General features: G+C 62.6%; 10 protein-coding genes and 1 tRNA gene. 4 read left to right on the top strand and 7 right to left on the bottom strand.

What is annotated here, in order from left to right:
- Positions 1-5: 5 nt before the first annotated feature.
- A complete protein-coding gene (gene hpaR, locus ACGYK7_RS07930) occupies positions 6-476 on the bottom strand; it encodes a homoprotocatechuate degradation operon regulator HpaR (RefSeq protein ID WP_394400726.1) in 471 nt (156 codons plus the stop codon).
- Between the two features lie 187 nt (positions 477-663).
- On the opposite strand from hpaR, the gene ACGYK7_RS07925 reads away from it, so the two are divergent.
- On the top strand, positions 664-2064 hold the full coding sequence (locus ACGYK7_RS07925; protein ID WP_394400723.1) for a pyridoxal phosphate-dependent decarboxylase family protein: 1401 nt from the start codon (positions 664-666) through the stop codon (positions 2062-2064).
- Here the strand turns inward: ACGYK7_RS07925 and ACGYK7_RS07920 are convergent.
- Positions 2061-2936 (bottom strand): hypothetical protein, encoded by an 876-nt coding sequence (locus ACGYK7_RS07920; RefSeq protein ID WP_394400720.1) that lies wholly within the window; start codon positions 2934-2936, stop codon positions 2061-2063. The genes ACGYK7_RS07925 and ACGYK7_RS07920 overlap by 4 nt on opposite strands.
- 127 nt (positions 2937-3063) lie before the next feature.
- Here ACGYK7_RS07920 and ACGYK7_RS07915 point away from each other — a divergent pair.
- Positions 3064-3139: transfer RNA gene (locus tag ACGYK7_RS07915), tRNA-Thr, on the top strand.
- Between the two features lie 130 nt (positions 3140-3269).
- Here the strand turns inward: ACGYK7_RS07915 and purU are convergent.
- The 3 genes from purU to ACGYK7_RS07900 all read right to left on the bottom strand — a co-directional run bounded on the left by purU (position 3270) and on the right by ACGYK7_RS07900 (position 9609).
- Positions 3270-4154 carry a formyltetrahydrofolate deformylase gene (gene purU / locus ACGYK7_RS07910; RefSeq protein WP_394400717.1) on the bottom strand — a complete coding sequence of 295 codons (885 nt, stop codon included), beginning with the start codon at positions 4152-4154 and terminating at the stop codon, positions 3270-3272.
- A 235-nt stretch (positions 4155-4389) separates the two neighbouring features.
- Positions 4390-5778, bottom strand: a complete 1389-nt coding sequence (locus ACGYK7_RS07905; protein ID WP_394400714.1) for a DUF11 domain-containing protein — start codon at positions 5776-5778, stop codon at positions 4390-4392.
- 15 nt (positions 5779-5793) lie between these two features.
- On the bottom strand, positions 5794-9609 hold the full coding sequence (locus ACGYK7_RS07900; RefSeq protein WP_394400711.1) for a DUF6923 family protein: 3816 nt from the start codon (positions 9607-9609) through the stop codon (positions 5794-5796).
- A 297-nt stretch (positions 9610-9906) separates the two neighbouring features.
- Between ACGYK7_RS07900 and ACGYK7_RS07895 the strand changes: the two genes are divergently transcribed.
- Both ACGYK7_RS07895 and cueR read left to right on the top strand, forming a co-directional pair.
- On the top strand, positions 9907-12426 hold the full coding sequence (locus tag ACGYK7_RS07895) for a heavy metal translocating P-type ATPase (protein WP_394400708.1): 2520 nt from the start codon (positions 9907-9909) through the stop codon (positions 12424-12426).
- A 9-nt stretch (positions 12427-12435) separates the two neighbouring features.
- Positions 12436-12828, top strand: coding sequence for a Cu(I)-responsive transcriptional regulator (cueR, locus tag ACGYK7_RS07890; RefSeq protein ID WP_394400705.1), 393 nt, complete (start codon positions 12436-12438; stop codon positions 12826-12828).
- 69 nt (positions 12829-12897) lie between these two features.
- Here cueR and choV read toward each other — a convergent pair whose 3' ends face one another.
- On the bottom strand, positions 12898-13914 hold the full coding sequence (gene choV, locus ACGYK7_RS07885; protein WP_394400702.1) for a choline ABC transporter ATP-binding protein: 1017 nt from the start codon (positions 13912-13914) through the stop codon (positions 12898-12900).
- Complete coding sequence (choW, locus tag ACGYK7_RS07880; RefSeq protein WP_394400700.1) at positions 13911-14744, bottom strand: choline ABC transporter permease subunit; 834 nt, start codon at positions 14742-14744, stop codon at positions 13911-13913. Before choW ends, choV begins: the two co-directional genes overlap by 4 nt.
- Between the last annotated feature and the right edge of the window lie 36 nt (positions 14745-14780).

Here is a 14780-nt window from a genome sequence, read left to right as displayed (position 1 = left end):
TTCCGTCAGTCGGCCTTCTGCCCGTCGGTCTTTTTCTGCATATCCAGATTGACGAGGTCTTCGAGCATATCGAGCAGGTCTTCCATCCGCTGCTTGCCGAAGCGGGCCTCGAAATCCGAAAACAGTGCCGCGGCATCGCCGGCGTGGTCTTGCAAGATCTGTTGCCCTTGTTCGGTGATCGTCACGATGGATTTGCGCCCGTCATCGGGATCACTGGCGCGGTTGAGCAGCCCCTCTTCCTCCATTGCACGCAGCATGCGGGTCAGGCTCGGCAGGAGCAAACAGGCCTGCTGCGCCAGCGCCGTTTGCTCCATCGGGCCGGATTCCTCGACCACGCGCAGCACGCGGAACTTCTGTTCCGAGATGCCGCTTTCGTTCAAGATTTCGCGGATCGGTCCCATCACCCTTTCGCGCGCGCGCAAAAGCGCAATCGGAAGGGAGCGGGCCGTGCGGCGCAGAGGGGGCATTGTGGCCATTCTTGACGGATTCCTGATCGCTACTTACCAAGTCAAAGACCGCCCGGAAAGGGCGTGACGACCACCATAGCCGCTGCGACGACATTCTTGAAGAGGTCAGGCTCAGCGGAACAACAGTGAGACAATACAACAACATGGGGCAGGAAATGCGTATGACAACCAGAATCCCACACCACGGGAGCCGCGCATGAATTGGGAGGAATTCCGAGCTTGGGGCCGCCGCGCCGCCGATTGGGCCGCCGATTACCAAGCAGGTCTGCGCGATCGTCCGGTGCGCGCACAGGTGGCCCCCGGCGCGGTGCTTTCCGCCCTGCCCGACGCCCCGCCCGAAGGGGCCGAGGCGATGCAGGCGATCTTCGACGATTTCGAACAGACCCTCATGCCGGGCATAACCCATTGGCAGCATCCCCGCTTCTTTGCCTATTTCCCCGCCAATGCCGCGCCGGTCTCGGTGCTGGCGGAATATTTTGTTTCGGCCATCGCGGCGCAATGCATGCTGTGGCAGACCTCTCCGGCAGCGACGGAGTTGGAAACCCGCGTCTGCGATTGGATGCGTCAGGCGATCGGTCTGCCGGATGGCTTCACCGGGGTGATCCAAGACAGCGCCAGTTCCGCTACGCTTTGCGCCGTGCTGACCATGCGCGAACGCGCGCTTGATTGGCAGGGCAACAAGGCGGGTCTGTCGGGCCAGCCGCGCCTGCGGGTCTATTGCTCGGCAGAGGTGCATACCTCGGTCGACCGGGCCATCTGGGTCGCGGGGCTGGGCGAAGAGAACCTTGTTCGCATTCCGACCCAGGGCACGACCCGCGCGATGGATGCAAAAGCGCTCCGCGCCGCCATCGAAGCCGACCGCGCGGCGGGGCATTTGCCTGCGGGCATCATCGCCTGCACCGGGGGCACCAGCGCGGGGGCCAGCGATGACATCGCCGCCGTGATGGATGTGGCCGAGGCCGAAGCGCTCTACACCCATGTCGACGCCGCCTGGGCCGGGTCGGCGATGATCTGTCCTGAATTCCGCAGCCTTTGGGCCGGGGTCGAGCGGGCCGACTCGGTGGTGATGAATCCGCATAAATGGCTTGGGGCGCAGTTTGACTGCACCACGCATTTCCTGCGCAATCCCGGCGATCTGGTCCGCACCTTGGCGATCCAGCCGGAGTACCTGAAAACCCATGGCGCGGATGGTGTGGTGAACTATTCCGAATGGTCCGTGCCGCTGGGCCGCCGGTTTCGCGCGCTGAAACTGTGGTTCCTGATCCGTGCCCACGGGCTGGAGGGGCTGCGCGAGATGATCCGCAATCACGTCTCATGGGCGCAGGACTTGGCCGCGCGGCTGGAGGCGACGGAGGGGTTCGAGATCGTGACCCCGCCGATGCTCTCGCTCTTTACCTTCCGCCATCTCGGCGGCGACGACCTCGATGCCCATAACCAAGACCTGCTGAACCGGATCAATGACGACGGGCGCATTTACCTGACCCAGACCCGGATCGACGGGGCGTTGGTGATCCGATTTCAAGCAGGTGCCTTCACCGCCACGGCCGAAGATGTGGCAATGGCCCATGACGTGATCACCGAATTGGCCGAGGCTTAGGGCGCGATCAGGGTGACGCCCGGCATGGCGCGGATGGCCTCGACATCCGCGTCATAGATCGCCGTCATCCGCTCGACCAACTCCTCGGTCCAGCCGGGCATGTCGAGCTCTTCTTCGATCTCTTCCGCCAGCGCGTATTTGTCGAGGAACGCGGTGATCACGCGGCGCTTCTGCGCCTCGGACATATCGGGGTGGGTGTCGAGATAGCCGCGAAAACGCTTCATCCCCTCTTCCGACATGATCGTCTGCAAAAGATCGAAACCGCCCTTGATCTTGGTCTCGGGCGCCAATCCGGCCATTTCGCGGATGATCTGAGCCCAGATCAGCGGCGCATCCTCGTTGCACCAAAGGGTGATGGGAACCCCCGGCGCCGCCTCGCGCAGCTGGCCGATCGTCTCGGACCAGCGCAGGTCTTCCGGCCCCCGCTCCCCCCAGAACGCGGCCGAGGTTTTATCCGCCGCTTTCTCGTAAAGCACCGGCACGAGTGAGGCGGGATTTCGGATCGCCAAGAAGATGCGAATCTCATCCTCGGGGAAAAGCTGCGCCATGCGCAGCATGCGCACGGCGGCGGCGGGATAGAGCACGCCTTCTTGCAGGGCCGTGGCGGGAGAGCGGAAGAAATTCGCATCCGACAGGATCACCCGGCTGGCTGTCCCATCATCGAGGATCGCGTCCAGCAGAACGTCCCGCGCCACCTCCGACGGCTCCGCCTTATGCATCGCGTTGAGCGTGTCGCGAAACAGGTTGCGATAGGTGCTGGGGCCGGGCACTTTGACGCCCGCCCTGGCGAAATCGTCCTGATTGCGCAGCAGGCATTTCAGCAGCCGCTCGTCTTCCGTGAAATGGACACCTGTGTGCAAAACGAGCTGCATGATACTCTGCTTACCCCTGAAGATCTGGGCGTTGAATAGCCCGTCCCGCCGCGCGTGTAAAATCCGAAAGAATCTCGCATTTCCCCTCTTGCACCCCCCGGCTCCTTTCTCTAAATGAGCCCTCAGTGCCCCTATAGCTCAGCTGGTAGAGCAACTGATTTGTAATCAGTAGGTCCGCGGTTCGAGTCCGTGTGGGGGCACCACTTCTCTCTTTAAATCTGATACATCGATCCGCGGCCCCTAGAGGCTGGTTTGTAGTGGGCTATGGGCTCGGCCAAGCCGCCCGATGGCCCCGCGCCCCTGCCGCAGTCGGCAGACGCGGGGCCGTGGCCCCTAGCCCATCAGCTTGGAGCTGTAGCTGCCGGGCGATGCGGGAAAAACCACGGTTTTATTGCCGTTGAGAAAGACCCGGTGGTGGGCATGGGCGTGAATCGCCCGCGCCAAGACGCTCGCCTCCACATCGCGACCGAGCGAGACATAATCCGAGGCGCTTTGCGCATGGGTAATGCGCACGGTGTCCTGTTCGATGATCGGCCCCTCGTCCAGATCGGCGGTGACGTAATGCGACGTGGCACCGATCAATTTCACGCCCCGTTCATAGGCCTGCTTGTAAGGGTTCGCCCCCTTGAAAGACGGCAGGAAGGAATGGTGAATGTTGATGATCCGCCCCGACATCTTTTGGCACATGGCGTCCGACAGAATCTGCATGTAGCGCGCCAGCACGATCAGCTCCGCGCCGGTGTCCTCAACCACCTCCATGATCCGCGCTTCGGCCTGCGGTTTGTTCTCTTTCGTCACCTTGATGCAGTGAAATGGAATGTCGTGGTTCGCCACGACCTTTTGATAATCCATATGGTTCGAGATCACGGCGACGATCTCAATCGGGAGCGCGCCGATCCGCACCCGGTAGAGCAAATCGTTCAGACAGTGGCCAAAGCGCGAGACCATGACCACGACCTTCATCGTGGTGTCTTGGTCGTGGAATTCATAAGTCATGCCGAAGGGCTCCGCGACCGCTGTGAACCCCTCGCGCAGGGTCTCAAGCGTGGCACCGGTTTCGGCCTCGGCGCTGATGCGCATGAAGAACTGGCCGTTTTCGGTGTCGTCGAACTGCGCGCTGTCGGTAATGTTGCAGCCGGTTTCGGCGATGTAATTGGCGATGGCGGCGACAATCCCGCGTTGCGAGGGGCAGGTCACGGTCAGGCAGAACTTGGTCATCGGGCGGTCCTTGAGGGCTTTTGTCGGGGGCGGAAGGATCTGTTTAACTTGCCTCACCGTTTGCAAGCTCCGCGGCGGAAGGCAAGCGATAGCGCGCGTATGACAGCACGCGCCCAAGCCAGATCGACACCCCTGCCCAAGTGACGATTTCCTATGCGCATCAATGTTGATGATCCGCCAAAAACCGAGCGGCGGCGCATCGAAATGCACCGCCGCCACGGCAAGAACGATCGACCTATTGAATGCCGACCCTGAATTGCACGGCCCCGGTTTCCCCCGGCAACATCTGGCCCGTGCAATTCCACTCGATCGTCCCGGCATAGCTGGCCACATTGCTTGCCGGCACCACCAGATCACAACTGAGGTTGGGCGAGACCTGTTGCGGATCGACGATAGGCTCCGACAGCTGAGTGTAGGGCGGGGTTCTATCGTAGATCTTGACGTTCGACGCCTGTGTGGTCGCGTTGTTTTGCAGATAGATGCGGTAAAGAAGGATATCGTTCACACTGCCGAGGTTGGTGGTGCCCTCCCCAGTGCCTTGGGTCTCATTCTCGACCGTTTTGCGCAGTTCGATCTGGGTGGAACGCCCTCCGACCGAGACCTCATCGGTATTGCTGGCCGAACTGGTTACCGTGGTCCGGGCGAATGCCGTGGTCGCCAGCACTTGATAGACATAAGTGCTGCCCTGCCCAGCGCCCGAACCGGCTGACACCCGCGAGACGATACAGATGGTCTGCCCCGTGGTGACGGCGATGGGGCCGGTGATCGGCCCGTCGACGCTGTCGTCACAGCCGATATCTTGGAACAGCGCCGCGCTGAAGGCGCCGGTGGGGGTCGAGGTGGCCCCGGCGTAGGAGAAGGTCACCTGCCCGTCTGAAGTGGCGGTATAGATATGCGGCAGGGTCGCGACCTGCCCCTGTGCGACGGTCGTTGTCCGGTCGTTGGAGAGGCTGGGCAGTTGGAGCAGTCCGATGTCCAACCCCATGCGATTGCCGAAAGCCTCGGGCGTGAAGGTGAATTCACCGTCATGCGGGTTGGTGTCGACCAGATCGGGCAACCCAGCCGTCGCTTCCGAGATCGCCCGGTAATCATTCGCCGGGATCGCGCGGATTGTGATCGGCCCGCTGTAGCTGCCAGAGAGCCCATAGCTCCACGTGCCATCCGTCGCCAGACCGGGGGTGGCCAGCACCGCGCCGTCACTGTCGAGGATCTCCAACACCGCCGAGGATGCCCCCCCTTCGCTGCCGTTGCGCAGGGCGTCATGGGCAGTGCCGCCGCCTGCCCCATTGTCGATAAAGACCCGGCCTGTCAAAATCCGCTCTCCGGTAACGAGGTTCACGGAATACGAGGCTTCGTCATCATCGGGCAGTTGGTCGAACAGGTCATCGGTCAGCGGCCCCGTGCTGGGATCGCTGTCGGGATCGGGCAGCGAGCTATAGATGATCTCGGCCTGATTGGTGAAATCACCGCTGCCCAGTACGGTGGTGGTGATCGTCAGGGTCTCGCTCTCTCCGCTCAGCAGTTCATCCACGAACCACAAGCCTGTATCGGGGTCATAGGTATCCCCCGTCGCGGGCGCATCATCCGAGACATAGGCGAAACCGCTTGGGATCTGGTCGATCACCTTGACCCCCGAGGGCTAGCCGCCGCTGACATTGGTGACGGTGATGATCCAGTCGATGGTATCCCCTTCCGACACATTGGTGATCGGCGTGGTCGTCCCGGTGGCAGCGGCGATTTTGCTGAGTTCAAGGTCACTGCCCGCCGGATCGAAGCCGAAGTCTTGGTCACTGGTCACGCTATTGCCGGACACCGGAACGCCAAGCAGCGGATTGGACGTGCCGATGGTCAGCCCCGGCGGCAGATCGGGGTCCGCTTCGTCCAGTGCGACACGGTAGGTCGAGTTCACCATCAACTCCCCCACCGCATAGGTGCCATCGGCCAAAGTATCCGTGGTCACCAGAAAGATGTCATCGGCGGTATTGGCCGGGGTGCCATTGTCGGCATAGACCGAGATGCCCACGCCCGCCCCGAAATTCGTCTCCCCATTGTCTTTCACGTCCGAAGCATCCGCATCTTCGTAGATATTGCCCGAAATGCCGCCCAGCGGGATCGGTGCCGGCCCCCGGCAAGAGATGCCATCGCTGCGTCCGCCCTCATCCACCGGAATGCCAGACACCAGTTGCGGCACGCCTGTCGCGGTGGAAATGACGAAGAGGTTGTTGGTGGTATTGGAATAGCCATAGAGCCTGCCGTCACGGTCGAACCAGAGCGCGTCGAACATGCCCGCATAGACGGCAGGGCCGATCGCTTGGGGTGTCACGCTCCCCGGGGTGCCGTTGTTGACCGCCGCGCGGAACAGGAAGCCTGAGTTTCTGTCGATCCCATACATGATGCCGTCAACGGGGTTGAAGGCGAGGTCTTCGGGATTGACGCCGATAGAGAGGTTGATCTCGCCCAGAGCGATGGGCGTGGCGGGATTGGACAGATCGACGATCTGCCAAGTGTTCTGGTCAACCTCGTAGATCAGCCGCCCATTCGGCAGGATATCCCCGGCATTCAACGCATCCTCCGCACCAGAAATATTGCCGAAATCCGTGATATCCCCCGCCCCGTCGATCCGGTAGAGCCGTCGGCTGTTCTGATCGACGCCGTAGATATAGCCGTCCAGCGCGTTATAGCCCCATGCGCCATCGCGGTTCTGCCCGGTGCTGCCCGACGTCTCCACCGTTGTGGCATAGCTCCCCCCGCCGTCACGGAAGGTCATACGCCTCAGCGCCGAGGGGCTGTCGACGATGGCATAGAGCGAGGCATCGCAGACCAGCGGCGGGGGATCGCTTGAGATGGTGAGCGTATAATCCTCCACCTCCCCCTCAAAGGCTGTGACAAGGCCAGTGCTGTCGGTCGACCAGCGAAAGCGGGCATAGGTGGGCAGTGTCGTTGCCCCCGCGGGAACCGCCACTTCGAACAGGATCGTGCCATTGCTGAGGCCGTCCTTGTCCTGCGGGCCGCCGTCTTGCAGGTTCACCGCCACCTGCTCCCCGGCTTGGTTGAAAGTGCCATCGCCATCGAAGTCGATAAAGGCTTGCAGATAAGACGACCCCGGCGCGGCAATCAGATCGCTGACCGTCACCGTGATCTCAGCCAGACCGCCACGGTAGAACTGCGGCAGGATCACCCCGTCTTCATCATCCGACCCGTCGGCATCATCCCCCGTGGCCCCAATGGAGTTTTGCGTCAGCAGATCGATGTCCGGCGGTGTGCTGCCCAGATAGACCTCAGGCGCGCCCGGGCCTTCGATAATATGCTGCGGATCGCCATAGCTCGCCGGGGCATCCCCCCGGTCGGCGTCGGGCGGTGTCTTGATGGTGATGCCATAGTCTTCGACCTCCCCATCGGGGGCGGGGGTGATCGCATCGAGCCCCGCGGTCGAAGACCAGCGCAGCCGGACGAAGGTCGGGGTCAGCACGGCGGTGACCGGCACGCTGACGGGGAAAGAAATCTCTCCATTCACCACCCCGTCGAGGTCTTGCGCCCCGCCGTCTTGGATATCGGTCGCGACCTGATCGCCAAGAAAGATGCCATCGCCGCCGAAATCCACGAAAGCCTGCAGGTAGCCAGTGCCGGGGGTGGGTTCGTTTACGACCACGGTTACCGTGCGGGTCAGATCACCATAGAGCTGGGGAAAGCTCTCTTCGTCCTCATCATCCTTGCCATCGAGGTCATCGCCGGTGCCATCGACAGAATGCTGCGCCGAGCCGTCGCCATCCCCGTTGAGCGCGCCGATCCAATATTGCGCGGTGTCCGCATGCTGCGGATCGCCATAGGTGACTGGCGCATCCCCCCGGTCGGGGCCGGAACCTGCATAGATCGTCGTGGGATCATCACGCCCTGCGCCCGGCCCGTTCGACGCCACGCCATCCCCGTCGCCGGGGTTCTCGGAATCCGACAGATCCGAGACTGGCGTGCCGCCCGGTGTCTCGGCCGTGACCACAGCTTGGTTGCTGATCGTGGTGTCCAAATCTTCGGGCACTAGCGTGTAGGTCGCCGTATAGACAGCCTTTTCCCCGACCAGCAGCGTGCCTTCGGGCGACAGCGCCGTGGCGGCCTGAAAGGTGATCACCGGTGGCACGCCCTTGCCACTGAACTGCGTTTCAGCAAGCTGCACATTGGTCAGATCGACATTGCCGAAGTTCTCTGCCGTAAAGACATAGGCGATGGTCTCACCGGGGTCGGCATAGCCGTTGAGGTTGGTATCGACCAATTGCGCCAGTTTCAGCAAACCGACAGAGCCCACATCGATCGAGACCTGCGCGGGTGCGGAATAGGCCCGCGGCTCATTCGGCAGGATGATGGGCGATTGATAGCGGTAGCCGATCGGCGTCGGCGCGGCAAAGAAGGCGACAAAGGGGGTAAAGGTCAGCTCCCCGGTCAAGTCGTCATAGCTCCATGTGCCCTCCCCCAGAATGTCGAAACCCACCCGGTGGCCTTCGGAATCTGTCACGATGTTCTGCGCCCCGGCAGGGGGGATCAGATCAATGGCCTGTTTGGAGTATTCGCTGGGCTGGCCCGAATTATTGGCCGGTGCATTGTTGTTTTCCGTCGCCACACTGTCGTTGAACAGGATGTTGACCACCACAGGCTCGCTCAGCACCTGTTCTTTCAGATCGTCCTGCAAAACGGGCGCTTTGAAGTCACCGCATTGCAGGTCATAGGTCTGCGCTTCGTCATAGGTCGGATTGGCGAGCCGGACGAGGAAGCCCCTGTTGGCGGTCCGACCAAAGCGGAAGGTCGAAGTCTGCGGGTAGAAAATTTCAAGCCCAGATACCGGCTGGTTGCTATAGTTGCGGTCCCCGGCGAGATAGAACACCTCTGTCCCGAGGTTTGCATCCGGCCCTTCGATATAGCCCCGATAGGTCGTCGCGCTGCGGTCAATGCGGACATATTCGACCGTACCGTCGCAAATGTTCACATAGACCTGCTCATTCAACGGCCCGTCGATGTCATTGATCTGAAAGAAAACATCCGCCACCACCGGCACCCCGCCGGTATTGGTCGTGATGTCATGGGTGCCTGCTTCATAGAGGTAGAAATCCATGAAATGCGGGTCTTGCCCGGTCGAGGTAATCTGGATTTGCCCATTGCCCGAGGCGAAAACATGATCCTGCGCGGCAAAGGCCATTTCCCCGACGATATCGACCGACACCCCGCCAACCGTGCCCGCGTTGCGCCACAAGGCCCGTTCTCCCACGCCCGCACCGACCACGGTGGGCGCGGCGACGGGGTTGAGAATCAACTGCTGCGCCAAGGCCGCCTTGGTCAGCACCGCCAGCAAAAACAGCGACCAGACCGATGCCGAGATCAACCGAAGCCACGGACCCTGCCCTGCCAAAGCCGAAAGGCGGCGCAAACGCTGCGCCGCGAACCTGCCAAGAGAATGAATGTAAAAATGCATATCTTTGCTCACAACCTTTTGAGACTCAGTCTAGCGACGAAGCGGGTTCTGAGAACTTACGCAGAAAGGTATTAAGATATGCTTCCGGGTATACGGGCAGCGAAAGGATAAGCGCCGTTCCCCTTTGCGCATATGCCCCTGCCCCTGCGCACAGGCTCAACTGCCGTGCCCCTATCCCGTCGCGCGGCGCCCGCCCGTGCGTCGCAAAGCCTCCTCACCAATTTTTCGAAAATGACCCCTTGACCCTCCAGCAGCTGGAAGCCCCATCTTTGTCTCAAGACAGATAGAGGGCTTGATATGGGCAAGGTGGAAACACTCACTTTCGGCGTGCAGAACATGAGCTGCGCGTCCTGTGTGGGGCGTGTTGAAAAAGCGTTGAGCGCACTGGACGGGATCGACGAGGCGCGGGTGAACCTTGCAGCAGAGACGGTGCGCGTGACGGCAAATCCGGGATTTGACGCGGGCAGGCTCGACGCCGCCTTGGCGCAGGCGGGCTACCCGGCGCGCAAGACCACCCATCGGTTGCGGTTGTCGAACATGAGCTGCGCCTCCTGCGTGGGCCGTGTGGAACGCGCGCTGCTTGCGGTGCCGGGGGTGCTTTCGGCCACGGTGAACCTCGCCAGCGAGGAGGCGCGGGTCGAAACCTTGGAAGATGCCGATATCTTGGCCGCCCTGCGCGATGCGGCAGCAAAGGCGGGCTATCCCGCGAATGTCGACGCAACCGCGGCGGGCACCCCCGACGCCGCGACGCGCAAGGAAGCGGAGGCCATCCACCTCAAACGGATGACCCTGCTGGCCGCCGCGCTCACCCTGCCTGTCTTTGTGCTTGAAATGGGCGGCCATCTGGTGCCCGCTTTCCACCATTGGACCGCGGAAACCATCGGGAGGGAGACAAGCTGGCTTATTCAATTCCTCCTCACCACCCTCGTGCTGGCATGGCCGGGGCGGCATTTCTATAGCAATGGCCTACGTGCGCTGGCGAAGGGCGCGCCGGATATGAACTCGCTCGTGGCACTCGGATCGGGGGCGGCGTGGCTCTTTTCGGTCACCGCGCTCTTTGCGCCGGGGCTCTTGCCCGAAGGCAGCCGCGTGGTCTATTTCGAAGCCGCCGCCGTGATCGTGACGCTGATCCTGCTGGGCCGCTATCTTGAGGCCCGCGCCAAGGGGCGCACCGGGGCCGCGATTGCCAAGCTTATGGGCCTGCGCGCCTCCAGCGCGCGGGTCGAGCGCGACGGCACCGTCATCGAACTGCCCTTGGAAAAAATCAAGACTGGCGACACCATCTACCTCCGCCCCGGCGAGAAGATCGCCACCGACGGCATCGTCGTCGATGGGCGATCCTATGTCGATGAAAGCATGATCACCGGCGAGCCTGTGCCGGTGGAAAAGACCGGCGGTGCGGCACTTGTCGGCGGCACGGTCAATGGCACCGGCAGCCTGACCTATCGCGCCACCAAAGTGGGCGGCGACACGGTTCTGGCACAGATCATCCGCATGGTCGAAGAAGCCCAAGGCGCGAAGCTGCCGATTCAGGACTTGGTCAACCGCATCACCCTTTGGTTCGTCCCCGCGGTGATCGCCGTGGCGCTGGTCACCTTTGCCGGCTGGCTGGCCTTCGGACCCTCGCTCAGCCACGCTTTGGTGGCGGCGGTGGCGGTGCTGATCATCGCCTGCCCCTGCGCCATGGGTCTGGCCACGCCCACGTCGATCATGGTCGGCACTGGGCGGGCGGCGCAACTGGGCGTGCTGTTCCGGCAGGGCGATGCGCTGCAAAGCCTGCAGGGCGTCACGACCGTCGCCTTGGACAAAACCGGCACGCTGACCAAGGGCACCCCCGAACTCACCGATCTGGTGCTGATGAACGACATGACCGAAGAGGCGCTATTGCCGCTGATCGGCGCGGTCGAGGCGCGCTCGGAACATCCCATCGCCCAAGCCATCCTGCGCCGGGCCGAGGCGGCTGGCCCCGTGCCCCGCGAAGTGAGCGGCTTCCAATCCCATACCGGCTACGGCGTCAGCGCCTTGGTTGCAGGCCGCAGGGTCACTCTGGGCGCGGACCGGCTGATGACGCGCGAGGGGATCGATCTGGGCACTTCGGCGCCGATCAGCGCGGAACTGGCCAAGGCGGGCAAAACGCCGCTTTTCGCCGCGGTCGACGGCAAATTGGCGGCGGTCATCGCCGTGGCCGACCCGATCAAACCCGGCACGCCCGAGGCCATCGCGCGGCTGCACGACCTTAACCTCGAAGTGGCGATGATCACCGGCGACAATAGGATCACGGCAGACGCGATCGCCGCACAACTGGGCATTGATTGGGTGATCGCGGAAGTGTTGCCAGATGGCAAAGTGGCCGCCATCGACAAGCTCAGAGAGGGTGACAATCGAATCGCTTTCGTCGGCGATGGGATCAACGATGCCCCCGCGCTTGCGCAGGCCGATGTGGGGCTCGCCATCGGCACCGGCACCGATGTGGCGATCGAAGCGGCGGATGTGGTGCTGATGTCGGGCGATCTGCGCGGCGTGGTCAATGCCATCGACGTGAGCCAGCGCAGCATGGCGAATATCCGGCAGAACCTCTTCTGGGCCTTCGGCTATAACGTCTTGCTGATCCCCGTCGCCGCCGGCGCCTTTTACCCGCTAACGGGTTGGCTCTTGTCGCCCGCGCTGGCTGCCGGGGCGATGGCCCTGTCGAGCGTTTTCGTTCTCAGCAACGCCCTGCGCCTGCGCTGGATCGCCGCCCCTCTGACCGAAAGCACCCCCCCATCCCACGGCCAGCGGGTCGCCGCCCCCGTGGCCGCAGACGTAGCTGCAGAATAGGATCGTCCCATGAACATCGGAGAAGTCTCACAACGCACCGGGTTGCCGCCCAAAACCATCCGCTATTACGAGGATATCGGGCTGGTCAAACCGCTGCGCGACGCCAATGGCTACCGCGCCTTCCGCGAAAGCGAGATGCACAAGCTCGCCTTTCTGGGCCGCGCCCGCACGCTGGGGTTCAGCATCGAAGACTGCCGCAACCTGCTGGCGCTTTGGGAGGACAAGAACCGCGCCAGCGCCGATGTGCGCGCCATCGCCAAGGACCATCTGGCCCAGATCGAGGCCAAGATCAGCGGCCTGCAAGAAATGCGCGACACGCTCAGCACGCTGGTGCGCGACTGTGCGGGCGATGACCGGCCGGATTGTCCGATTTTGAAAACACTTGGGACAGCGGCGACCTGATGCCCGAGTGACCACGGAGGGCAGCGCTGCCCTCCGTGAGACAGCGCTGCAGGGCGCGTGGCCCCCGCCCTAGCGTTGCAGCCGTTCCACGATGCTATGCGCCGTCACCGTGCCGATCTGCCTGCCCTCTTCCATCACCGCAAAACCCGCGTCGGGGCCGCGCAGCCCGTCCATCAGATCCCGCACCGGCGTCTCGGCGCTGGTCTCGGGAAGGGCCGCACCCTCGGCTGGCCCCATCACATCACGGGCGGTCAACACCTCAAGCGGGTTCATATTGGCCACGAATTCCGCCACATAGTCTGAAGCGGGGTTCGAGAAAATCTCGCGCGGGGTGCCGATCTGCACGATCCGCCCCCCTTCCATGATGGCAATACGCCCGCCCAGTTTGAACGCCTCATCAAGGTCATGGCTGACGAAAATGATCGTGCGGTTAAGATCGCGTTGCAGGTCCAACAACTCGTCCTGCAGCCGCGTGCGGATCAGCGGATCAAGGGCCGAGAAAGGCTCGTCCATCAGCAGGATCGGCGCTTCGGTGGCAAAGGCACGGGCAAGGCCCACACGCTGCTGCATCCCGCCCGAAAGCTCCCCCACCTTGCGGTCGGCCCAATCGCTGAGACCGACCAGCTTCAACTGCCGTTCCGCCCGTTCCAGCCGCTCGCCCTTGGGCACATTCGACAGTTCCAACCCAAGCGCCACGTTGTCGCGCACCGTGCGCCAGGGCAGCAGGCCGAACTGTTGGAACACCATCGACACACATTCACGGCGCACGCGGCGCAGCTCGGCGGCATTGCTGGCGTGGATGTCGCAAGACCAGTTTTCATCATGCACATGCACCGTGCCGCGCACCATGGGGTTGAGCCCGTTCACCGCTCGCAAAAGCGTCGATTTACCCGAGCCTGACAGGCCCATCAGCACAAGGATCTCGCCATTCTCGACGGTGAGCGAGCAATTGTGCACGCCCAGCACCTGCCCCGTTTCCGCCTCGATCTCGGCGCGGCTTTGGCCCGCGTCCATCAAGGGCAGCGCCTTCTCCGGCTTGTCGCCAAAGACGATGGATACGTTATCGAATTCTACTGCTTTCGTCATTTCCGTCCCACCCGCAGGATACGGTCGAGCATGATCGCCACGACAACGATCACCAACCCGGATTCAAATCCCAAGCCTGTGTTGACTTGGTTCAGGGCACGCACCACCGGCACGCCCAAACCGTCCGCGCCCACCAAGGCCGCGATCACCACCATCGACAGCGACAGCATGATGGTCTGGTTTAGACCCGTCATGATCTGCGGCAGCGCATAGGGCAGTTCGATCTTCCACAGCGTCTGGCGCGGTTTCGCGCCAAACGCCTGCGCCGCCTCCAAAAGCGCCTTGGGGGTCGAGGAGATGCCCAGTTGCGTCAGCCGGATCGGCGCGGGAAGCACGAAGATCACCGTGGCGATCAGCCCCGGCACCATGCCGATGCCGAAAAAGACGATCGCGGGGATCAGATAGACGAAGGTCGGCAGCGTCTGCATCAGGTCCAAGACCGGGGCCACCCATGCATAAAGCCGGGGCCGATGCGCCACGGCGATGCCAATCGGCACGCCAACGCCCATACAGACCACACAGGCCGAGAGCACAAGCGTCAGGCTCTCCATCGTCTCTTCCCAGTAGTCTTGGTTCAGAATGAACAGAAAGCCGAGCACCACAAAGGCCACGGTTTTCCAGTTGCGCTGAATCGCCCAAGTGATCGCGGCGAAGACGGCGATCAGGATCAGCGGATGCGGGGTTTGCAGCAGCCAGAGGATCGCGTCGATCAGCCGTTCCATCAGGTCCGACAGCCCGTCAAAGAACCACGCCCCGTTCGTTTGCAACCAATCCAGCGCGTCTTCGGCCACATCGGCCACGGGGATCTTGTTTTCTGTCAGCCAGTCCATGTCAGTCCTTCAGGATTGGAGAATTGCGCATGAGAA

Source organism: Sulfitobacter sp. 1A15299 (genome assembly GCF_043556915.1).
GTDB lineage: Bacteria > Pseudomonadota > Alphaproteobacteria > Rhodobacterales > Rhodobacteraceae > Sulfitobacter.
This window is presented reverse-complemented; position numbering and strand designations above follow the sequence as displayed.

Coding starts and splice junctions, on each gene's coding strand:
- hpaR (WP_394400726.1), bottom strand. CDS start 476: ATGGCCACAATGCCCCCTCTGCGCCGCACGGCCCGCTCCCTTCCGATT.
- ACGYK7_RS07925 (WP_394400723.1), top strand. CDS start 664: ATGAATTGGGAGGAATTCCGAGCTTGGGGCCGCCGCGCCGCCGATTGG.
- ACGYK7_RS07920 (WP_394400720.1), bottom strand. CDS start 2,936: ATGCAGCTCGTTTTGCACACAGGTGTCCATTTCACGGAAGACGAGCGG.
- purU (WP_394400717.1), bottom strand. CDS start 4,154: ATGACCAAGTTCTGCCTGACCGTGACCTGCCCCTCGCAACGCGGGATT.
- ACGYK7_RS07900 (WP_394400711.1), bottom strand. CDS start 9,609: ATGCATTTTTACATTCATTCTCTTGGCAGGTTCGCGGCGCAGCGTTTG.
- ACGYK7_RS07895 (WP_394400708.1), top strand. CDS start 9,907: ATGGGCAAGGTGGAAACACTCACTTTCGGCGTGCAGAACATGAGCTGC.
- cueR (WP_394400705.1), top strand. CDS start 12,436: ATGAACATCGGAGAAGTCTCACAACGCACCGGGTTGCCGCCCAAAACC.
- choV (WP_394400702.1), bottom strand. CDS start 13,914: ATGACGAAAGCAGTAGAATTCGATAACGTATCCATCGTCTTTGGCGAC.
- choW (WP_394400700.1), bottom strand. CDS start 14,744: ATGGACTGGCTGACAGAAAACAAGATCCCCGTGGCCGATGTGGCCGAA.